Origin of the sequence: Variovorax sp. CCNWLW225, assembly GCF_037204045.1 — a bacterium.
GTDB lineage: Bacteria > Pseudomonadota > Gammaproteobacteria > Burkholderiales > Burkholderiaceae_C > Variovorax.
This window is the reverse complement of the sequence record NZ_JBBCBV010000001.1, coordinates 326,525-346,645: the sequence shown is the minus strand read 5'-3', so window position 1 is coordinate 346,645 and position 20,121 is coordinate 326,525. Positions and strand designations below refer to the sequence as shown.

Here is a 20,121-nt window from a genome sequence, read left to right as displayed (position 1 = left end):
CCCGTCTGGTACGGTACGGCCCCATGAAAAAAACAGTTCGCCTGGCGGCGGCCGCAGTGCTGCCGATGATGTTTCCCGCGCTTGCCATGGCTGCCGAATTCGACGGCAGCAAGCTTTCGGCGCTCTGGGGTGTTCCGTTCGCGGGCATCCTGCTGTCGATTGCGCTGCTGCCGCTGCTGGCCCCGGGCTTCTGGCACCACCACTACGGCAAGATATCGGCCGCCTGGGCGCTGGCGTTTCTTCTTCCCTTTGCCGCAATCTACGGGGCGCCGCTGGCCGGCGCCCAGCTGGTGCATGCGCTGGTGGAGGAGTACATCCCCTTCATCATCCTGCTCACCGCGCTGTTCACGGTGGCGGGGGGCATCCACATTCGCGGCAACCTGCATGGCGCGCCCGGGCTCAACACGGCCATTCTTGCGATTGGCGCTGTGCTTGCGAGCTTCATGGGGACCACGGGCGCCTCGATGCTGCTGATCAGGCCGCTGATCCGCGCCAACGACAACCGCGTGAGCAAGGCGCACGTGGTGGTGTTCTTCATCTTCATCGTGTCGAACGCGGGCGGCTCGCTCACCCCGCTGGGCGACCCGCCGCTGTTTCTCGGTTTCCTGAAGGGCGTCGACTTTTTCTGGACGGCGCGGCACATCCTGCCCAACACGCTGTTCCTGGTCGGCCTGCTGCTCGCGCTGTTCTACGTGATCGACCGCCATCACTACCGCAAGGAGGGCGTGCTGCCGTTCGACCCGACGCCCGATACCCAGCGCGTCGGCTTCGACGGCGCGGCCAATTTCTGGCTGCTGGGCGGCATCATCTTCTTCGTGCTGCTCTCGGGCATCTGGAAGTCGCCCACGGGCTTCGATGTGTTCGGCACGCGTGTCGGCTTGCCGGGGCTGGTGCGCGACATCGGCCTGATCGCCATCACGCTGCTTTCGCTCAAGATCACCTCGGCCAAGGTGCATGCCGACAACCAGTTCGAGTGGGGCCCGATGGCGGAGGTGGCCAAGCTGTTCGCGGGCATCTTCCTGACCATCATCCCGGTGATTGCCATGCTCAAGGCGGGCGTGCACGGGCCCTTCAGCTCGGTGGTGGCGGCGGTGACCCGGCCCGACGGCCTGCCCGATCCGGCGATGTACTTCTGGGCCACCGGCATCCTGAGTTCGTTCCTGGACAACGCGCCGACCTACCTGGTGTTCTTCAATACCGCAGGCGGCGATGCCGCCACTCTCATGACCACCTACGCCACCACGCTGGCGGCCATTTCGGCCGGCGCCGTGTTCATGGGCGCCAACACCTACATCGGCAACGCGCCCAACCTCATGGTCAAGGCCATTGCCGAGAGCCGGGGCGTTCGCATGCCCAGCTTCTTCGGCTACATGGCATGGTCGGTGGCCATCCTGATACCGCTGTTCGTTCTCTCCACCTTCATCTTTTTCCGCTAGGCGCAGACAAATCATGAGCAAGCCCAAGATCCTGGTCGCACGCGCGATCTTTCCCGAAACCATCGAACGCCTCTCCCAGCACTTCGAAGTCGAGTCGAACCAGGCCGACGAGAGCTGGAGCAAGGAGCAGCTGATCGCCAAGCTCCAGGGCAAGCAGGGCGCCTTCACCACCGGCAGCGAGCGCATCGATGCCGCGGTGCTCGACGCATGCCCCGACCTGAAGATCTGCGCCAACATGGCCGTGGGCTACAACAACTTCGACGTCGATGCGATGGCCGCGCACGGCGTGCTGGGCACCAACGCGCCCGACGTGCTCACCGAGACCACGGCCGACTTCGGCTTTGCGCTCCTGATGGCCACGGCCCGCCGCATTACCGAAAGCGAACACTTCCTGCGCGCGGGCAAGTGGCAGAAGTGGAGCTTCGACATGTTCGCCGGCTCCGACATCCACGGCTCGACGCTCGGCATCATCGGCATGGGCCGCATCGGCCAGGGCATTGCCAAGCGCGGCGCGCACGGCTTCGGCATGAAGGTGGTCTATCACAACCGCTCGCGCCTCGACGCTTCGCTCGAGGCCGAATGCAAGGCCAGCTACGTCAGCAAGGAAGAGCTCCTGAAGACCGCCGATCACGTGGTGCTGGTAGTGCCGTATTCGCCCGCTTCGCACCACACCATTGGCGCAGCCGAAATTGCGCTGATGAAGCCGACCGCCACGCTGGTGAACATTGCGCGCGGCGGCATCGTCGACGATGCGGCGCTGGCCGTGGCGCTGCGTGAAAAGCGCATTGCGGCGGCGGGCCTGGACGTGTTCGAAGGCGAGCCCAAGGTTCACCCCGATCTGCTGACCGTGCCCAACGTGGTGCTCACGCCTCACATTGCGAGCGCCACCGTGCCCACGCGCCGCGCCATGGCCGAGCTTGCGGCCGACAACCTCATCGCCTGGTTCGGCGGCAAGGGGCCGCTCACGCCCGTCACGCCCGTTCCGGCGGCCGGCAAGTAACACCCACAAATCCAAGTGAAAACAGCGATCCCATTTTGCAATCGACCGACTTGATTCTTCTTCTGCTGGCCGCCTTTGCCGTGGCGCAGCTTGTGCTGGTGATCTGGCTGCTCGCACGTCGCCAGCCCAAGCCCGACCACAGCGAAATGCTCACTGCGCTGGCCGCCATGGGCGCGGCCAACGAGCGCACGGAGCGCGAGCTGCGCCACGAAATCGGCGAGAGCTCGCGCGGCGCGCGGCAGGAAACTGCGCAGGCCTTTGCCACCTTCCAGCAGGCGCTGGTGCAGCAGGGCGCCGAGGCCACGCGCACGCAGAACGCGCAGCTCGATGCTTTCTCGCTGCAGCTCGCATCGCTGCAGAAGAGCCTGGCCGACACGCTCAACACACAGCTGCAGGGCCTGAGCGATTCCAACGCACGCCGTCTCGCCGAAGTGCGCGAGACCATGGAAGCGCAGCTGGCGCAGCTGCAGCAGAGCAACACCGCCAAGCTCGACGAGATGCGCAAGACCGTCGACGAGAAGCTGCAGAGCACGCTCGAAGCGCGGCTGGGCGAAAGCTTCAAGCAGGTGGCCGACCGGCTCGAGCAGGTGCACAAGGGCCTGGGCGAAATGCAGACGCTGGCGGTAGGCGTCGGCAGCCTGCAGCGCGTACTGACCAACGTGAAGACGCGCGGCGTGTTCGGCGAAGTGCAGCTCGAGGCACTGCTCGAGCAGGTGCTCACACCGGACCAGTACGCCAAGCAGATCGAGACCAAGCCGCGCAGCGGCCAGCGGGTCGACTTTGCCATCCGATTTCCGGGCCGCGGCGACGATGGCGCGCCGGTCTGGCTGCCGATCGACGCCAAGTTTCCGCGCGACGACTACGAGCGCCTGATCGATGCGCATGAGCGCGCCGATGCGGCCGGGGCGGAGCTTGCCGCGAAGGCCCTCGAGGCGCGCATCCGCAGCGAAGCGAGGTCGATTGCGGAGAACTACCTTGCCGCACCGCACACCACCGATTTCGCGATTCTGTTTCTGCCGGTCGAAAGCCTTTACGCCGAGGTGCTGCGCCGCCCGGGCCTGATGGACGCCATCCAGCGCCAGCACCGCGTGACGCTGGCGGGGCCGACCACCTTGCTTGCCATGCTCAACAGCCTGCACATGGGCTTTCGCACGCTGGCCCTCGAGCAGCAGGCCTCGGAGGTCTGGAAGGTGCTGGGGGCGGTCAAGACCGAATTCGAGCGCTATGGCGAATGGGTGTCGCGCATCAAGGAGCAGGTGGCCAAGGCCTCCGACACGCTCGACAAGGCCGACACGCGCGCCAAGCAGATGCGCCTTGCGCTGCGCAAGGTCGAGGCGCTGCCCGAAGCGCAGTCGCAGGTGCTGCTGCCCCCCACGGCCGACAGCGAGGGCGACGACACCCCGTGAAAGGCTCCGAACTGCTGCGCGTGATCGGGGCCCAGGTGTGCCTGCACGCCACCATGGCCGGCATGCGGCTCGCAACGCCGCTGCTGGCGCTGCAGCAGGGGTACAGCGCAGCGGCGGTCGGCGTGCTGATTGCGCTGTTCGCGCTCACGCAGGTGTTTCTTGCGCTGCCGGCGGGCAGGTTTGCCGATAGGCACGGCTTCAAGCGGCCGCTGTGGCTTTCGGTCCTGGCGGCTTCGGGCGGTGCGGGCCTCGTGGTGATCTTTCCGGTCTTCCCGGTCATGTGCCTGGCGGCGCTGCTGACCGGCGGTGCCACGGGCGCAACGGTCATTGCGCTGCAGCGGCATGTGGGCCGCTCCGCCACCAACGCCACGCAACTCAAGCGCGTGTTCAGCTGGCTCGCGATTGCGCCCGCGGTCGCCAATTTCGTCGGCCCGTTCGTCGCCGGCATGCTGATCGACCACGCCGGCCGGGCTCCTGCGGACATGCTGGCATTCCGGGTCTGCTTTGCGGCCATGGCTCTGCTGTCCATCGCCTGCTGGCTGTTTGCGCGCGGCGCGCACGAACCTCCGCCCGTCGCGCCCGCGGCAGGGGCCGCACCGACGCGGGCCTGGGACCTGCTGCGCGAACCGATGTTCCGGCGCCTGCTGTTCGTGAACTGGCTGCAGTCGTCGAGCTGGGACGTGCATGCCTTCGTGCTGCCCGTGCTGGGGCACGACCGCGGCATCAGCGCTTCGGTCATCGGCTCCATTCTTGGTGCCTTTGCCATTGCGGCGGCCGCCATCCGAGTCGTGCTGCCGCTCATCGCCTCGCGCGCGTCGGAGCGCAGCGTGATCCTGATTTCGACCATCGTCACGGCGGCGGTGTTCGCGGTCTATCCGCTGCTCGATTCGGCCTTGACCATGGGGCTCTGCTCCGTGGTGCTGGGCTTCGCGCTCGGGGCCGTGCAGCCCATGGTGATGAGCATGCTGCACCAGATCACGCCGCATGAGCGGCACGGTGAGGCGCTGGGCCTGCGGCTCATGACCATCAATGCATCGAGCGTGGCAATGCCGATGCTGTTCGGCTCGATCGGCGCGCTGATCGGCATTGCCGGCGTTTTCTGGGTGGTGGGCGCCGTGGTTGCGCTGGGCGCCCGGGCCACCTGGGGCTTGAAGGCCTGAAAGCCCGAAAGGCCGAAGGCCTGGCGCCCTCTGGCGGGCCTACAGCTTGTAGAAGCGCTTGATGGCGTCCCACGCGTCTTCGGGCGCGTCGACGTATTCGAACAGCTTCACATCCGTCGGCGAAATCACGCCTTCCTCGACTAGGAAGTCGAAGTCGATCAGCTTCTTCCAGTAGGCCGAACCGAACAGCACGATCGGCACCGGCTTCGACTTCTTGGTCTGCACCAGCGTAATCACTTCGAACAGCTCGTCGAGCGTGCCGAAGCCGCCCGGAAAGGCCACCAGCGCCTTCGCACGCATCATGAAATGCATCTTGCGGATGGCGAAGTAGTGGAACTTGAAGCTCAGTGCCGGCGTGACGTACGGATTCGCTTCTTCTTCCATCGGCAGCGCAATGGCAAGGCCGACCGAAAGGCCGCCGCCTTCATGCGCGCCCCGGTTGGCCGCCTGCATGATGCCGGGGCCGCCGCCGGTGCAGACGAAGAGCTTGTCTTCGGGCTGCTTGCCCTCGCTGTATTGCGCCACCAGCTTGCCGAAGGCGCGCGCCTTCTCGTAATAGTGCGAGCTGCGCGCCAGCCGGCGCCAGCGCTCGGCCGCGACGGCATCGCCGTTGGCTTCGGCCTGGGCGACCAGCGCGGCAGCTTCTTCCTCGCTGCGGAAGCGGGCGCTGCCGAACACCACCACGGTGTTTTCGATGCCGTGGGCGCGCTGCTCGAGGTCGGGCTTCATCAGCTCGAGCTGCATGCGGATGCCGCGGGTTTCGCGGCGCAGCAAGAACTCGGGGTCCGCGAAGGCGATGCGCGAGGGATCGGGGTCGAGCGGGAGGCCTTTTTCCGAATGCGTCTTGAGCGTGGCCCAGGCATCGGCGAGGCGTTTGTCGTGAAGGTCGTGCGTGTTGTTCATGGAGGAATCAGACAGGAAGACGGGTGCATTGTGCAGCCTTGCAACCGGCATGCCCGCCGGTTCAGAAAGTGCCGTGCCGCCCCGCACCTCGCACAAAACGCTCGGCGCCCGCAGCGCCTTCGGCCGCGACGATCGGAACACCCAGGCGTCCCTCCTGCTGCAGCGCCTCGGCGAGCGGCAACTCCCACTGGGCGTAGGCGGAATGGCGATCCGCCAGCATGCATTGCTGTGGAAAGGCCGCAATCTCGCGCGCAAGCGCTTCGGCTGTCTCGCGGGCCTGGCCCTTTGGCACGAGGCGGTTCACCAGGCCCATGGCAAGCGCTTCCTGGGCACTTACGGGCCGGCCCGTCAGGATGAGGTCAAGCGCGCGGCCCATGCCGACAATGCGCGGCAGCCGCACGGTGCCGCCGTCGATCAGCGGCACGCCCCAGCGGCGGCAGAACACGCCCAGCACCGCATCTTCTTCGGCCACCCGAAGGTCGGCCAGCAGGGCCAGTTCGAGCCCGCCGGCCACCGCATGGCCGCTGATGGCGGCAATCAGTGGCTTGCTCAGCGCCATGCGAGTCGGCCCCATGGGCGCGGAGCCGCCACCCTCGGGGTCGAGCTCATTGCGCCGGGCAGGATCGGCGACCGCGCCCAGGTCAGCGCCAGCACAGAAGGTGCCGTGCTCGCCCCACAGCACGGCCACGCGCTGGCTTTCGTCGGCTTCGAAGCGCTCGAAGGCGGCGCGCAGCGCGTCGGCCATGGGCCGGTCGACGGCATTGCGCTGCTTCGGGCGGCTCATGACGATGGTGCTGACCAGCCCATCGATTTCGGTGCGAACGCTGGCGTACGTGTTCATGAGGGCAAAGGGTACGCCCATCAACGAAAAAAGGCTCCTTTCGGAGCCTTTTGTCAGGGTGGCGGTTCGGCCCGCCAGCAAGCGCTTAGACGCGCTTGCGGTATTCGCCGGTGCGGGTGTCGATTTCGATCTTGTCGCCTTGCGAGACGAAGAGCGGAACCGGCACTTCGAAGCCGGTTGCGATCTTGGCGGGCTTGAGCACCTTGCCCGAGGTGTCGCCCTTGACGGCCGGCTCGGTCCAGGTGATTTCGCGCTCGACGCTGGTGGGCAGTTCGACCGAAATGGCCTTGCCGTCGTAGAACACCACTTCGACGGGCATGCCGTCTTCGAGGTAGTTCAGGGCGTCGCCCATGTTCTCGGCTTCGACTTCGTACTGGTTGTACTCGGTGTCCATGCACACGTACATCGGATCGGCGAAGTAGGAGTAGGTGCACTCCTTCTTGTCGAGCACGATCTGGTCGATCTTGTCGTCGGCCTTGAAGACCACTTCGGTGTTGAAGTTGGCGATCAGGCTCTTGAGCTTCATGCGCACGGTGGCGGAGTTGCGGCCGCCGCGGCTGTATTCGGTCTTGAGGACGACCATCGGGTCCTTGCCGTGCATGATGACGTTGCCGGCGCGGATTTCTTGAGCGATTTTCATATCAGGTTCTCTGGATGTTGGCCGCTCGGTGCACGGGGCCATGGGCGACGTTTGCAATGTTGCGGTGCAACGTCTTGCCGGCGTTCTTGGCCCCGCGGTACATGTCCCGCGGCAGGTTTGGCGGACAGCATCTCGGATCTGTGTAATCCGGGCCGAAATCCGCAAAGCCCGCTATTTTAGCTTTTTCCGGCGACCAGATGCCGCAATTGAGCGACCAAGTCCTCTTGCGTGCACAGCTTTTCGCGGGCCGCCAGTACGCTTTCATGCCATGCCCCCGGTATTTCGAGAGGGGGCAGAGGGCTGTCGCCGAAGCCGTTCCAAGCGTGGTGGAACTGCCGCAGTGACGGCGGCGCGCCGAGCCAGTCGAGCCAGGCGCCGAGCTTGACGTGGTGCGCATCATCGTCCTGCGGGTAGATTTGCCACACGAGGGGTGCGCCGGCCCAGAGGGCGCGCACCAGTGAATCTTCGCCGCGCACGAAGTTCAGATCGCAGGTCCACAGAAGATGGTCGAAATCGGGCTGCGTGAGGTAGGGCAGGTATGAAATTGATAGCGCTCCCCAGCCTGAAAACCCGTGGTCCGGCCGTTGCCGGCTTGAAAAGAACGCCCTGACCGCATGGGCGGCGCGGCCCGAAGTCACCAGGAGCCGGGTCGGCTGCGAATCTGCCGCCAGTTGCTCGAGCAGGGTCGCCAGCGCCGGGGGTTCGTAGCAGAAGAGCGACACGAGCCGCTCGCCTTTGCGCCAGGGGATTTCCTGCGCCGCCAGCCATTCCCCGCGGTCGAAATGCGCCCGCCGTTCCAGGAGGCCGGGCTCTCGCAGCAGTCCCCCGGTGGCCGGCGTGAAGCCGGGATAGAAAAAGCGCTTGGTCAGCCCCGCACCAGGTCCCTTGAACACCGGGGAAGGCAGCCCGTGCAGCCGTTCCACATAGGGCTCGGCCGACAGGTATTCGAGATTGATCCACGCCCGGCCCGGTCCGCCCGCGGCCGGCGGCTCGGCAAAGCGGGCGATCAACTCGGGTGCCGGTTCGCAGCCGAAGGCTTCGATCAGCACGTCGGGCGGCGGGGCTGCGGCGGCCTGCCGGATGGCCGCGGGGTCGAGCCAGTCGACCACGCTCACGCCCTCGCACCCGGCGGGCGCCATCCAGTGCAGCGCCGTGGCGTCATCGATCCACAGCCGCAGGCGCTCGCCGAGCGCTGCCAGCTGGCTGGCCAGCCGCCAGCACACGCCCAGGTCGCCGTGGTTGTCGATGACCTTGCAGAAGATGTCCCATTGCATGGCGCCAGTGTGCCCGTCTTCGGCGGGCCGGGGCAGTGGTGGCTGCTTGGTATGCTGGCCGGCACCACAACATCCCGGAGCGAGAAACCATGCGTATGAAGACCCGCCGTTCGCCGCTGTTCCCTGGTTGCCTTCGCACGGCGAGAACCGTGCTCGCCCTGTCCTTGGCCTTGGGCGGCGTCGTGGGCGCCTCGGCGCAGACCACGCCGTCGCTCACGCCGCAACAGCAGCGGTTTCATGGCATCTACAAGGAGTTGATCGAGATCAACACCAGCCATTCGGTGGGCGACAACACGCAGGCGGCGCGTGCCATGGAAAAGCGGCTGGTCGATGCGGGCTTTGCCCCGGGCGACATCCAGATCTTCGAGCCCTTCCCCAAGAAGGGTAACCTGGTGCTGCGCTTCAAGGGCAACGGCAGCAAGAAGCCGTTGCTGCTGCTGGCGCACCTCGACGTGGTCGAGGCCAAGCGCGAAGACTGGAAGACCGATCCGTTCAAACTGCAGGAAACCGGCGGCTACTTCACGGCCCGGGGTTCCATCGACGACAAGGCGATGGCCGCGGCGCTTGTGTCGGTGCTGGGGCAGCTCAAGCAGGAAGGCTTCAAGCCCAGCCGCGACATCATCCTCGCGCTGACGGCCGACGAAGAGCGCGGCGATGCGCTCAGCAACGGCGCCTTCTGGCTCATCAACAACAAGCCCGAGCTGCTGCAGGCGGAATTCGGCATCAACGAAGGCGGTGGCGGGGAGCTGCGCGGCGGCAAGCCCAACCTGCACCGCATGCAAGTGGCCGAGAAGATGTACACCACCTACATGCTCGAGGCGCGCGACGTGGGCGGCCACAGCTCGGTGCCGACCAAGAGCAATCCGATCTATGCGCTGTCGGCGGGCCTGGAGCGGCTGGGCAACTACGCCTTCCCGGTCAAGCTGGCCGATGTCACGAAGACCTATTTCGCACGCAGTGCGCCGTTTGCCACCGGTCAGCTGGCCGACGACATGCGCGCCATCGGCAGCGGCAACCCCGATGCCGCGGTGATCGAGCGGCTTTCGGCCAACCCGGCCTACAACGCGCAGCTGCGCACCACCTGCGTGGCAACCATGGTGCAGGCGGGGCATGCCGAAAATGCGCTGCCGCAGTCGGCCAAGGCCACGGTCAATTGCCGCATCCTGCCGCATGACGACCCCGAGGAAATCGAACGCCTGCTGACCCAGGCCATCGGCAACGACAAGATCGTGGTGCGCAATGTCGGCAAGCCGCTGCGCAGCCCGGCCTCTCCGCTGAACGGCGATCTCGTGAAGACGGTCGAATCGGTGACGCAGGCCATGTGGCCGGGCGTGCCCGTGGTGCCGGCAATGAGCACGGGCGCTACCGACAGCCGCTTCATGCGCAACGCCGGCATTCCGATGTACGGTGTGACGGGCATGTTCCTCGACCCGGCGGACGCGCGCGCCCACGGGCTGGACGAGCGCATCGAGATCCAGCGGCTGTATGACGGTCGCGAGTTCCTGTACCGGCTGGTGAGCGAACTCGCCAAGTAGCTCCGGGTCATAAGGAAACGCGGCGGCCGAGCTGGTCGCCGCGTTTCTGCTTTCTTCAGCGCGCCACAATAGCCGCCATGTCAGACGTGCATTCCGATCAATTGCTCAGCGAAGTCGCGGCCCTGCCGCAGCTGCCGGGCGTGTACCGCTATTTCGATGCGGCCGGCGCGGTGCTCTATGTGGGCAAGGCGCGCAACCTCAAGAAGCGGGTTGCGAACTATTTCCAGAAGAGCCATGGCGGCACGCGCATCGGCCACATGATCTCGAAGATCGCGCGCATGGAAACCACCGTGGTGCGCTCCGAGGCCGAGGCGCTGCTGCTCGAGAACAATCTCATCAAGACGCTCAAGCCGCGCTACAACATCCTGTTTCGCGACGACAAGAGCTACCCGTACCTGAAGATCGCCTCGCACGAGTTTCCGCGGCTGGCCTACTACCGCGGCGCGGTCGACAAGAAGCACCGCTATTTCGGGCCGTACCCGAGCGCCTGGGCGGTGAAGGAGTCGATCCAGCTGCTGCAGAAAGTATTCAAGCTGCGCACCTGCGAAGACACGGTGTACGCCAACCGCACGCGGCCTTGCCTGCTGTACCAGATCAAGCGGTGCACCGGGCCGTGCGTGGGCTACGTCACGCCCGAGGCCTATGCGCAGGACGTGGCCAGCGCCGAAGCCTTTCTGATGGGCGACACGCAACTGGTGTTGTCGAAGCTCGAGGCACGCATGACCGAGCACGCGGAGAAGCTCGAATTCGAGCAGGCGGCGGAGCTGCGCAACCAGATGTCGGCGATTTCTCGTGTGCTGCACCAGCAGTCGATCGAAATTGCTTCCGACAAGGACGTGGACATCCTCGCCGTCAAGGTGCAGGGCGGCAAGGCATGCGTTAATTTGGCAATGGTGCGCGGCGGCCGCCACCTGGGCGACCGCGCCTACTTTCCGGTGCATGTGGAAGACGCCGCGCAAATCCATCATGGCGAACTCGATGCGGAAGAGGGCGTGGTGCCCGCGCCGGCCGATTCGATCGAAGTGCAGGTGCTCGAGGCCTTCATTGCCCAGCACTACATCGACGTGCCGGTACCCGCCACGCTGGTGCTGAGCCATCTGGTGGGCCGCGAGCTGATCGAAGCCATCTCCCAGCAGGCCGGCTCGCGCGTGACGGCGGTGTTCCAGCCGCGCGAGCAGCGCCGGCACTGGCTCGAAATGGCCGAGACGAACGCGGGCCTGCAACTGGCACGCCTCCTGGCGGAAGAAGGATCGCAGCAGGCGCGTACCCGCGCACTCGCCGATGCGCTGGAGCTCGCGCCCGACGACCTCGACAACTTTCGCATCGAGTGCTTCGACATCTCGCACACCGCGGGCGAGGCCACGCAGGCATCCTGCGTGGTGTTCGAGCACCACACGATGCAGAACCGCGAGTACCGCCGCTACAACATCGAGGGCATCACGCCCGGCGACGACTACGCGGCCATGCGCCAAGTGCTGCATCGCCGCTACGGCAAGCTCGCCGAGGCAATGGCGGCCGAGACCGACGCGCCGCCCATGGGCGACGCCGCGGGCGCGGGCAGCGATGCACCCGCGAGGACCAAGGCCGCGCGCATGCCCGACCTGGTGTTGGTCGATGGCGGCAAGGGCCAGGTGTCGATGGCGCGCGAAGTGTTCAGCGAGCTGGGCCTGGCGCTCTCGCTCATCGTGGGCGTGGAGAAAGGCGAGGGCCGCAAGGTCGGGCTCGAGGAACTGGTGTTTGCCGACGGCCGCGAGAAGGTCTACCTGGGCAAGGACTCCGCTGCCCTGATGCTGATCGCCCAGATCCGCGACGAGGCGCACCGCTTCGCCATCACGGGCATGCGTGCCAAGCGCGCGAAGGTGCGCGTGGGCGGCAGCCAGCTCGAAGACATTCCGGGCATCGGGCCGAAGCGCCGGGCGCGCCTGCTGCAGCGTTTCGGTGGAATCCGCGGCGTGGCGGCGGCCAGCGTCGAGGACATCGCATCGGTCGAAGGCATTGCCACCGACCTTGCCGAGGAAATCTATCGCGCACTGCACTGACGCCGATTTGCCCTTTGGCCTTCGGCCGGTCACGCGCGCATGACACAATCGCCCGCATGTTCTGGACCCTCCCGACCATCATGACCTGGACGCGCATCGTCGCGATTCCATTGATCGTTGGCGTGTTCTACCTGCCGATCGCCGAGCCGATGCGCAACCTGATTGCCACGGTGATGTTCATCGTCTTTGCCGCCACCGACTGGCTCGACGGCTATCTGGCGCGCAAGCTCAACCAGACCTCGTCCTTCGGCGCCTTCCTCGATCCGGTGGCCGACAAGTTCCTGGTGTGCGCCGCGCTGCTGGTGCTGGTGCACCTGCAGCGCGCCGATGTGTTCGTGGCGCTGATCATCATCGGCCGCGAGATCGCCATCTCGGCGCTGCGCGAATGGATGGCGCGAATCGGCGCTGGCAAGAGCGTGGCGGTCCACATGATCGGCAAGGTGAAGACCACGGTGCAGATGGTCGCGATCCCGTTCCTGCTCTATGACGGGCGCCTGTTCAAGGTCATCGACACGGGCCTCTGGGGCCAGTGGCTGATCTGGATCTCGGCGGTGCTCACCGTGTGGTCGATGGTCTATTACCTGCAAAAGGCCATTCCCGAGATCCGGGCCCACAGCAAATGACGGCGGCGGCCACGGCACGTGGCTCCGGGTGGCTGCGGGCCATGCCGGCGGTCTTCGTGCTGATCTGGAGCACGGGTTTCATCGTCGCGCGGTACGGCATGCCGTATGCGCCGCCCCTCAAGTTCCTGGCCGTGCGCTATGCACTTTCTCTCGTGTGCTTCTGCATCTGGGTTGCGCTGGCGCGGGTTGCTTGGCCGAAGGAGCGCGCGCAGTGGGGGCACCTTGCGGCCACGGGCGTGCTGATGCAGGCGGGTTACCTGGGCGGCGTCTGGGCTGCTGTGCATGCGGGCATGGGCGCGGGGCTGGTGGCGCTGATGGTCGGCATCCAGCCGGTGCTGACCGCCATCTGGCTTTCGTTCACCGGCGGGCGCATTTCGCAGCGCCAATGGGCAGGGCTGGTCCTGGGATTTGCCGGCCTGGTGCTCGTGGTCTCGCGCAAGTTCGGGCAGGGCACTGAAGTCAGTGCGTTGACGATGGGGCTCGCCGTCATGGCGCTGCTTTCGATTACCGCGGGCACCCTGTACCAGAAGCGCTTCGTCGCGCCGTGCGACGTTCGCAGCGCCAGCGCCGTGCAGATGGCGGCGGCGTTGCTCGTGACCTTGCCCTTTGCGGTCATGGAAACGCAGGGCATCGAATGGAACGTGTACTCGACCGGCGCCATGGCGTGGTCGGTGCTGGTGCTGTCGCTCGGCGGCAGTTCGCTGCTCTACATGCTGATCCAGCGCGGCACGGCCACCGCCGTTACCAGCTTGCTGTACCTTGTACCGCCATGTACCGCGGTGATGGCCTGGCTGCTGTTCCGCGAGCCGATCACGCTGGTGACCTTGCTGGGCATCGGGCTGACCGCGGCGGGCGTAAGCCTGGTGGTGCGCAGCGAGCGCTGATCGGGCGCGTTTTCTTTCAGCGCGGCGAACCGGGCTTGCCCGGCTTCCAGGGCTCGCCGCGGAACTGTTCGGCCAGATGGTCGAGCAGCAGGCGCACACGGCGCGGCGTCTTGGGCCGCCAGGGCGCAATCCAGTGGATGTCCGCATCGGGCATGGCGTAGTGGGGCAGCACGCGCACCAGCTCGCCGGACGCCAGTTGCGGCGCAATATCCCACAGGCTGCGCAGCATGATTCCGTGGCCGGCCAGGCACCAGTCGCGCACCATCTCTCCGGAATTGCTTGTCAGCGGCCCTTGCACGCGCACGCGCGCCGTGCTGCCGTCGCGCGCGTGGCGCAGCGTCCACAGCGCGAACTGGTGCTGGTTGACCTCGCCGTTTTCGCGCGCCACCAGGCAGTCGTGCGTGCCCAGCGCGTCGACCGTGGCCGGCAGGCCGCGCCGCTCTATATATGAAGGAGAGGCGGCAAGCACGCGCTGGTTGCGCGCGATGCGGCGCGTGACCCAGTCGGCCGCGCGGCGCTGCTGCACGGCCCAGAGCCACAGCGCGCCGTCGTAGCCTTCGGCGCCGAGGTCCGGGAGCCGCTCGGTCAGCAGCAGCTCGATCTGCAGCCCGGGGTGCCGCGCCTGGAACGCGGCCAGCGCGGGGCCGAGCCAGCGCCGACCGAAGCCGAAGGTGGCGGCGAGCCGTATCGTGCCGACCAGTTCGTTCTGCCGTTCGCCGAGTTCGCTTTCGAGAGCCGCAAAACCCTCGAGCAGCGCCCTGGCATGCAGGCAGACAGCCTCGCCCTCGGCCGTGACGCTGAGCCGGCGCGTGGTGCGCTCGAACAGCCGCTGGCCCAGCCGCGCCTCGAGTGCGCCCAGTCGCTTGGTCACCACCGAAGGCACCACGTCCAGCGTGGCGGAAGCGCCCGCCAGGCTGCCCTGGTCGCGAATGGCCAACACCAACTCCAGGTCGCCCCGGTCCATCGACAATGAATTCATGCCAGATTGGAAAGTATGAATTGGCTGATTGTTGCTTGATGGCCGGCAGAGCGCAACGCACAATGGCTGCGTGACTGCTTCTTTCTTCGACTTTCCTGAATTCGACATCGGACGCAACGGCGTGCGCGTGCATGGCCGCATCGGCGGCCGCGGCGCTCCGTTGCTGCTGTTGCATGGCCATCCGCAGACGCACCTCATTTGGCACCGCGTGGCACCGGCGCTTGCCGAGCGGTTCACGGGGGTGGCGGTGGACTTGCGCGGCTACGGCGACTCTGGCCGCCCCGCGGACGACGCCGATCACGTGACCTACAGCAAGCGCGAGATGGCGCTCGATGCACTCGCCGCCATGCGGCACCATGGCTTCGAACGCTTCGGCGTGCTTGCGCATGACCGCGGCGCGCGCGTGGCGCATCGGCTGGCGGCCGACCATGCCGCCGCGGTCGACCGCATGCTGCTGCTGGACATCGCGCCCACGCTCTCGATGTACGGGAACACCACCGAAGCGTTTGCTCGCGCTTACTGGCACTGGTTTTTCCTGATCCAGCCGCCGCCGCTGCCCGAGGCGCTGATTGCTTCGGACCCTGTGCGCTACGTGCGCAGCGTGATGGGCGGGCGCCACGCGGGGCTCGCGCCCTTTGCGCCCGAGGTGCTGGCCGAGTACGAGCGCTGCGCCGCAATCGCGGGCACGGCCGAATCCATTTGCGGCGACTACCGGGCCTCCGCCACCATCGACCTGGTGCATGACCGCGCCGACATCGACGCCGGCCGGCGCCTTGAGCAGCCCCTGCGCGTGCTGTGGGGCGAACACGGCGCGGTAGGCCGATGCTTCGATGTGCTGGCGCTCTGGCGCGAATGCGCCGGGCAGGTTTCGGGCCGCGCCTTGCCGTGCGGCCACTATGTTCCGGAAGAAGCTCCCGGCGAGGTGCTCGCCGAAGCACTCCAGTTTTTTACTCCCCCTCTCCAGCAAGAAGGAACCAGACCATGACCACCCACAGAATCGCAGTCATCGCCGGCGACGGCATCGGCAAGGAAACCATGCCCGAAGGCCTGCGCGTGGTCGATGCCGCGGCGCGCAAGTTCGGTATCGACCTGAAGTTCGACCACTTCGATTTCTCTAGCTGGGATTACTGCGAGAAGCACGGCAAGATGCTGCCCGACAACTGGAAGGACCAGATCGGCGGACACGATGCGATCTACTTCGGCGCGGTGGGCTGGCCCGAGAAGATTGCCGACCACGTGTCGCTGTGGGGTTCGCTGCTGCTGTTCCGCCGCGAGTTCGATCAGTACATCAACCTGCGCCCCGCACGGCTGATGCCCGGCATCATCGCACCCGTGGTGCGCCGCGACGGCACCCCGCGCGAGCCGGGCGAGATCGACATGTACATCGTGCGCGAGAACACCGAGGGCGAATACTCGAGCATTGGCGGGCGCATGTACGAAGGCACGCCGCGCGAGATCGTGGTGCAGGAAACGGTGATGTCGCGCGTGGGCGTGGACCGCGTGCTCAAGTTCGCCTTCGAGCTTGCGCAATCGCGGCCGAAGAAGCATTTGACGAGCGCGACCAAGTCGAACGGCATCTCGATCACCATGCCGTATTGGGACGAGCGCGTGGCCGAAATGGCCAAGAACTACCCGGGCGTGAAGCTCGACAAGTTCCATATCGACATCCTCACCGCCCACTTCGTGCAGCGGCCCGACTTCTTCGACGTGGTGGTGGCCAGCAACCTGTTCGGCGACATCCTGTCCGACCTGGGTCCGGCATGCACCGGCACCATCGGCATTGCGCCCAGCGCCAATCTCAACCCCGAGCGCACGACGCCTTCGCTGTTCGAACCGGTGCACGGTTCGGCGCCCGACATTGCCGGCAAGGGCATTGCCAACCCCATCGGACAGATCTGGTGCGGCGCGATGATGCTCGAGTTCCTGGGGCACAAGAAGGCGCACGACGCGATTCTTTCCACCATTGAAAAGGTGCTCGCGCCCCAAAGCGGAGCACCGCGCACGCCCGACATCGGCGGCAAGGCGAGCACCAGCGACTTGGGCAAGGCAATTGCCGAAGCGCTTTGAAATAGAGTTCACGAAAGGCCCCTAAAATCGCGCGCTCCGCTGTTCTGCATGGCCTCGTGTCGTATTGACACCCTGCAGACCAGTGGTTGTAATCCTCGCTGGCAGTGCGCTGCCGAGGCGTCAGTCCTGCCACACTTCTTGCGTCGCGTCATTTCGCGGCCAGGTCGCACTGACGAAAGCCGACCAACTTTATTTCTTCGACAAGGGGCCCTTGTGAACAAGACCGAACTGATTGAGCACATCGCAAAAAACGCCGATATTTCCAAGGCAGCCGCCACGCGCGCGCTCGAATCCACCATCGGCGCCATTCGTACCACGCTCAAAAAAGGCGGCTCCGTGTCGCTGGTCGGTTTTGGCACTTTCGCAGTGGGCAAGCGGGCTGCTCGCACCGGCCGCAATCCCCGGACCGGCGACGCGATTAAAATCAAGGCCGCCAAGATTCCGAAGTTCCGTCCGGGCAAGGCGCTGAAAGACGCGCTCAACTAAGACGTAGACTCGGAGAGTTTCCCGGTGGGGTGCTTAGCTCAGTTGGTAGAGCGGCGCCCTTACAAGGCGTAGGTCGGGGGTTCGAGCCCCTCAGCACCCACCACCACCGATGCAAAGGCGAACACAGGTTCGCCTTTTTTATTGCCGTTCGACATCCGTCGCAAGAGAGTGTTCAAGCATGTTTGATTTCTTCCGCAAGTACAACAAGATCGTCATGATTTTCTTGTTCTTGCTGATCATTCCCTCGTTCGTCCTCTTCGGTGTGGACCGCTACCAGGGCTCCGGCAACGAGGAAAAGGTTGCGCGTGTCGATGGCAACAACATCACCCGTTCCGAATGGGACGCACAGCACCGCAACGAAGTCGACCGCATCCGGCAGCAGTCGCCGAACGTCGACCCGACGCTGCTCGATTCCGATGCAATGCGCTATGCCACGCTGGAACGGCTGGTGCGCGACCGCGTGCTGGCAGCCGCTGCGGCCAAGTCGAACATGACGGTGTCCGAAGAGCGGCTGACCCGCATCTTCGCGCAGGACGCGGGCCTTGCCGCATTCCGCACGCCGGACGGCAAGTTCGATCGCGAGACCTTCCAGCGCGTGACCGGCCGCACGCCGGAGCAGTACGAGGCCGCGATGCGCGCCGACCTTGCAACGCAGCAGGTGCTGCTGGGCATTTCGGGTACGGCGTTCACGCCGCCCGCGCTGGCTGCCGCCACCATCAACGCCTTTTATGACAGCCGCGAGATCCAGGTCGCACGCTTCACTCCCGATAGCTTCGCATCGAAGGTGACGATCAGCGATGCCGACATCGAGACCTACTACAAGGACCACACGGCGCAGTTCCAGGCCCCCGAGCAGGCCAGCATCGAGTACCTGGTGCTCGACCTCGAAGCGGCGAAGAAGAACGTCTCGGTGAACGAGGCCGACCTCAAGACCTACTACGAACAGAACAAGGCGCGCTTCGGCACGAAGGAAGAGCGCCGCGCGAGCCACATCCTGATTACCGCACCGGCCAGCGCGTCGGCGGCCGATCGTGAGAAAGCCAAGGCAAAAGCAGAACAACTGCTAGCCGAAGTGAAGAAGGCACCCACCACCTTTGCCGATGTGGCGCGCAAGAATTCGCAGGACCCTGGCTCCGCCGAGAAGGGCGGCGACCTCGACTTCGTGACCCGCGGCGCAATGGTCAAGCCTTTCGACGACGCGATGTTCGCGCTCAAGAAGGGTGACATCAGCGACGTGATCGAAACCGAGTTCGGCTATCACATCATCCGGCTGACCGACATCAAGCCGGCCGTGGTGCCTCCGTTCGAGCAGGTGCGCGCCACCATCGAGAGCGACGTTCGCGCACAACAGGCAACGCAGGAGTTCGCAAAGGCCGCGGAGGCCTTCACCGACGCGGTGTACCAGCAGCCCGACAGCCTCAAGCCCGCGGCGGAAAAGCTGAAGCTCACGATCCAGACGGCAACCAATGTGGCGCGCACGCCCGCACCGGGCGCCACCGGCGCGCTGGCGAGCCGCAACTTCCTGAGTGCGTTGTTTGCGCCCGATTCGCTCGACCGCAAGCAGAACACCGAAGCCATCGAAGTCGGTTCCAACCAGCTCGCATCTGGCCGCGTGACGCAGTACTCGCCGGCGCGTCCCATTCCGTTGGCCGAAGTGAAGGACAAGATCCGCGCGCAACTCGTCACCGAACGCGCCGCGGTATTGGCAAAGACCGAAGGCGAAGCCAAGCTCGCTGCCTGGACGACGAAGGCCAACGGCGCAACCTTTGGCGCACCGGTCACGGTTTCGCGCCGTGAATCGCAGAGCCAGCCGCTGGCGATCATCGATGCCGCGCTGCGTGCCGATGCGTCCAAGCTGCCCGCGCTGGTGGGTGTCGAACTGGGCACCCAGGGCTATGCGGTGGTTCGCGTGACCAAGGTCGTTCCGCGCACGCCTTCGGCCCCTGAGCAGGCGCAGCAAGAGAACGCGCAGGTCGGCCAATCCGTGGCTGCCGCGGAAGACGTGGCGTACTACAACATGCTGAAGGAACGCTTCAAGGCCGAGATCCTCGTGCCGAAGCCAGCTGACACGCTGCCAGCGGCACGCTGACCCGGCGTTCCGTCACACGAGGGACAAGCGCGCAATGCGCTTGTCGCCAGAATCGCATGCATGGGAACCCTCTATCTCGTGCGCCACGGGCAGGCCAGTTTCGGCGCTGCCGACTACGACAACCTGAGCGAGCTCGGACACAGGCAGTCCGTGCGGCTGGGTGAATACTGGCGCGAGCGCGGCATGCACTTCGATGCGGTGATCACGGGCACCCTGAAGCGGCATCGGCAGACCTGGGAGGGCATTGCACAAGGGCTCGGACTGCAGCGCGACGACGTGCTGCCATGGCCCGGGCTCAACGAGTACGACAGCGAGGCTGTTATTGCCACCATCCACGAAGGCAAGCTCGAGAAGCCCGATTCTCCCGAGATGTACCGCCACCACTTCCGCCTCTTGCGCAACGGCTTGGGCGCCTGGATGCAAGGCAGGACCCAGCCTGCCGGCATGCCGAGCTATGTGGACTTTCTGGCGGGCGTGACCACGGCGCTCGACCACGTGCGCGACCGCCACCATGGTGCAAAAGTTCTGGTGGTGTCGAGCGGCGGGCCGATCAGCACGGCGGTCGGACATGTGCTTGGCACGAGCGCGGAAACGACCATCGAACTCAATCTGCGCATTCGCAACACGGCGGTGACGGAGTTCGCCTTTACGCCCAAGCGCCACATGCTCGTGACGTACAACACCCTGCCGCACCTGGATGCCCCTGCCTACGAGGGCTGGATCACTTACGCCTGAATCTGCAGCGCCAGAAGAGGGCGT

Annotated in this window: 18 protein-coding genes and 1 tRNA gene; 14 read left to right on the top strand and 5 right to left on the bottom strand. The window is 65.8% G+C overall.

The features are described from left to right. Positions 1–23: 23 nt before the first annotated feature. The 4 genes from V9L20_RS01770 to V9L20_RS01755 are packed head-to-tail and all read left to right on the top strand — an operon-like array spanning position 24 to position 5,002. Positions 24–1,436, top strand: coding sequence for a sodium:proton antiporter (locus tag V9L20_RS01770; RefSeq protein WP_258505241.1), 1,413 nt, complete (start codon positions 24–26; stop codon positions 1,434–1,436). Positions 1,437–1,449: 13 nt separating this feature from the next. Beyond that, positions 1,450–2,436 (top strand): 2-hydroxyacid dehydrogenase, encoded by a 987-nt coding sequence (locus tag V9L20_RS01765; protein ID WP_337295254.1) that lies wholly within the window; start codon positions 1,450–1,452, stop codon positions 2,434–2,436. Positions 2,437–2,486: 50 nt separating this feature from the next. Next, a complete protein-coding gene (locus V9L20_RS01760) occupies positions 2,487–3,842 on the top strand; it encodes a DNA recombination protein RmuC (RefSeq protein WP_337295253.1) in 1,356 nt (451 codons plus the stop codon). Continuing rightward, complete coding sequence (locus V9L20_RS01755; protein ID WP_258505243.1) at positions 3,839–5,002, top strand: MFS transporter; 1,164 nt, start codon at positions 3,839–3,841, stop codon at positions 5,000–5,002. The genes V9L20_RS01760 and V9L20_RS01755 overlap by 4 nt, the downstream gene beginning before the upstream one ends. A gap of 39 nt (positions 5,003–5,041) precedes the next feature. Here the strand turns inward: V9L20_RS01755 and V9L20_RS01750 are convergent, their stop codons facing one another. The 4 genes from V9L20_RS01750 to earP all read right to left on the bottom strand — a co-directional run bounded on the left by V9L20_RS01750 (position 5,042) and on the right by earP (position 8,660). Then, positions 5,042–5,905 carry a TIGR00730 family Rossman fold protein gene (locus tag V9L20_RS01750; RefSeq protein WP_337295252.1) on the bottom strand — a complete coding sequence of 288 codons (864 nt, stop codon included), beginning with the start codon at positions 5,903–5,905 and terminating at the stop codon, positions 5,042–5,044. Between the two features lie 61 nt (positions 5,906–5,966). Continuing rightward, positions 5,967–6,746, bottom strand: coding sequence for a crotonase/enoyl-CoA hydratase family protein (locus V9L20_RS01745; RefSeq protein WP_337295251.1), 780 nt, complete (start codon positions 6,744–6,746; stop codon positions 5,967–5,969). An 85-nt stretch (positions 6,747–6,831) separates the two neighbouring features. Further along, the gene (efp, locus tag V9L20_RS01740; RefSeq protein WP_012746921.1) at positions 6,832–7,386 is read right to left on the bottom strand and encodes an elongation factor P; all 555 of its coding nucleotides are present in this window, start codon (positions 7,384–7,386) and stop codon (positions 6,832–6,834) included. Between the two features lie 176 nt (positions 7,387–7,562). After that, complete coding sequence (gene earP / locus V9L20_RS01735) at positions 7,563–8,660, bottom strand: elongation factor P maturation arginine rhamnosyltransferase EarP (protein ID WP_337295250.1); 1,098 nt, start codon at positions 8,658–8,660, stop codon at positions 7,563–7,565. An 89-nt stretch (positions 8,661–8,749) separates the two neighbouring features. Here earP and V9L20_RS01730 point away from each other — a divergent pair, with 89 nt between their 5' ends. From V9L20_RS01730 to V9L20_RS01715, 4 genes are all read left to right on the top strand, one after another. Further along, positions 8,750–10,195, top strand: a complete 1,446-nt coding sequence (locus tag V9L20_RS01730) for a M20/M25/M40 family metallo-hydrolase (protein WP_337295249.1) — start codon at positions 8,750–8,752, stop codon at positions 10,193–10,195. A 77-nt stretch (positions 10,196–10,272) separates the two neighbouring features. Further along, complete coding sequence (uvrC, locus tag V9L20_RS01725) at positions 10,273–12,234, top strand: excinuclease ABC subunit UvrC (protein ID WP_337295248.1); 1,962 nt, start codon at positions 10,273–10,275, stop codon at positions 12,232–12,234. A gap of 56 nt (positions 12,235–12,290) precedes the next feature. Continuing rightward, on the top strand, positions 12,291–12,857 hold the full coding sequence (gene pgsA / locus V9L20_RS01720) for a CDP-diacylglycerol--glycerol-3-phosphate 3-phosphatidyltransferase (protein WP_126747358.1): 567 nt from the start codon (positions 12,291–12,293) through the stop codon (positions 12,855–12,857). Then, a complete protein-coding gene (locus V9L20_RS01715; protein ID WP_337295247.1) occupies positions 12,854–13,741 on the top strand; it encodes a DMT family transporter in 888 nt (295 codons plus the stop codon). The genes pgsA and V9L20_RS01715 overlap by 4 nt, the downstream gene beginning before the upstream one ends. Positions 13,742–13,757: 16 nt before the next feature. Here V9L20_RS01715 and V9L20_RS01710 read toward each other — a convergent pair whose 3' ends face one another. After that, on the bottom strand, positions 13,758–14,720 hold the full coding sequence (locus V9L20_RS01710) for a LysR substrate-binding domain-containing protein (RefSeq protein WP_337295246.1): 963 nt from the start codon (positions 14,718–14,720) through the stop codon (positions 13,758–13,760). Positions 14,721–14,790: 70 nt separating this feature from the next. Between V9L20_RS01710 and V9L20_RS01705 the strand changes: the two genes are divergently transcribed. The 6 genes from V9L20_RS01705 to V9L20_RS01680 all read left to right on the top strand — a co-directional run bounded on the left by V9L20_RS01705 (position 14,791) and on the right by V9L20_RS01680 (position 20,097). Next, positions 14,791–15,705: an alpha/beta fold hydrolase gene (locus tag V9L20_RS01705; protein ID WP_337295245.1), complete on the top strand. Its 915-nt coding sequence runs from the start codon at positions 14,791–14,793 to the stop codon at positions 15,703–15,705. After that, on the top strand, positions 15,702–16,787 hold the full coding sequence (locus V9L20_RS01700; protein ID WP_337295244.1) for a tartrate dehydrogenase: 1,086 nt from the start codon (positions 15,702–15,704) through the stop codon (positions 16,785–16,787). Before V9L20_RS01705 ends, V9L20_RS01700 begins: the two co-directional genes overlap by 4 nt. Before the next feature lie 213 nt (positions 16,788–17,000). Continuing rightward, the gene (locus tag V9L20_RS01695; RefSeq protein WP_007830705.1) at positions 17,001–17,273 is read left to right on the top strand and encodes an HU family DNA-binding protein; all 273 of its coding nucleotides are present in this window, start codon (positions 17,001–17,003) and stop codon (positions 17,271–17,273) included. A gap of 27 nt (positions 17,274–17,300) precedes the next feature. Further along, positions 17,301–17,376: transfer RNA gene (locus tag V9L20_RS01690), tRNA-Val, on the top strand. Positions 17,377–17,451: 75 nt separating this feature from the next. Beyond that, on the top strand, positions 17,452–19,362 hold the full coding sequence (locus V9L20_RS01685; RefSeq protein ID WP_337295243.1) for a SurA N-terminal domain-containing protein: 1,911 nt from the start codon (positions 17,452–17,454) through the stop codon (positions 19,360–19,362). Positions 19,363–19,422: 60 nt separating this feature from the next. Then, positions 19,423–20,097: a histidine phosphatase family protein gene (locus V9L20_RS01680; protein ID WP_337295242.1), complete on the top strand. Its 675-nt coding sequence runs from the start codon at positions 19,423–19,425 to the stop codon at positions 20,095–20,097. Positions 20,098–20,121 lie beyond the last annotated feature (24 nt).

Excerpts from the sequence above, each read along its gene's own strand:
- V9L20_RS01765 (WP_337295254.1), top strand. The coding sequence starts at position 1,450 with ATGAGCAAGCCCAAGATCCTGGTCGCACGCGCGATCTTTCCCGAAACC.
- V9L20_RS01745 (WP_337295251.1), bottom strand. The coding sequence starts at position 6,746 with ATGAACACGTACGCCAGCGTTCGCACCGAAATCGATGGGCTGGTCAGC.
- V9L20_RS01680 (WP_337295242.1), top strand. The coding sequence starts at position 19,423 with ATGGGAACCCTCTATCTCGTGCGCCACGGGCAGGCCAGTTTCGGCGCT.
- V9L20_RS01750 (WP_337295252.1), bottom strand. The coding sequence starts at position 5,905 with ATGAACAACACGCACGACCTTCACGACAAACGCCTCGCCGATGCCTGG.
- uvrC (WP_337295248.1), top strand. The coding sequence starts at position 10,273 with ATGTCAGACGTGCATTCCGATCAATTGCTCAGCGAAGTCGCGGCCCTG.
- V9L20_RS01700 (WP_337295244.1), top strand. The coding sequence starts at position 15,702 with ATGACCACCCACAGAATCGCAGTCATCGCCGGCGACGGCATCGGCAAG.
- V9L20_RS01685 (WP_337295243.1), top strand. The coding sequence starts at position 17,452 with ATGTTTGATTTCTTCCGCAAGTACAACAAGATCGTCATGATTTTCTTG.
- V9L20_RS01715 (WP_337295247.1), top strand. The coding sequence starts at position 12,854 with ATGACGGCGGCGGCCACGGCACGTGGCTCCGGGTGGCTGCGGGCCATG.
- efp (WP_012746921.1), bottom strand. The coding sequence starts at position 7,386 with ATGAAAATCGCTCAAGAAATCCGCGCCGGCAACGTCATCATGCACGGC.
- earP (WP_337295250.1), bottom strand. The coding sequence starts at position 8,660 with ATGCAATGGGACATCTTCTGCAAGGTCATCGACAACCACGGCGACCTG.
- V9L20_RS01710 (WP_337295246.1), bottom strand. The coding sequence starts at position 14,720 with ATGAATTCATTGTCGATGGACCGGGGCGACCTGGAGTTGGTGTTGGCC.
- V9L20_RS01730 (WP_337295249.1), top strand. The coding sequence starts at position 8,750 with ATGCGTATGAAGACCCGCCGTTCGCCGCTGTTCCCTGGTTGCCTTCGC.
- pgsA (WP_126747358.1), top strand. The coding sequence starts at position 12,291 with ATGTTCTGGACCCTCCCGACCATCATGACCTGGACGCGCATCGTCGCG.
- V9L20_RS01770 (WP_258505241.1), top strand. The coding sequence starts at position 24 with ATGAAAAAAACAGTTCGCCTGGCGGCGGCCGCAGTGCTGCCGATGATG.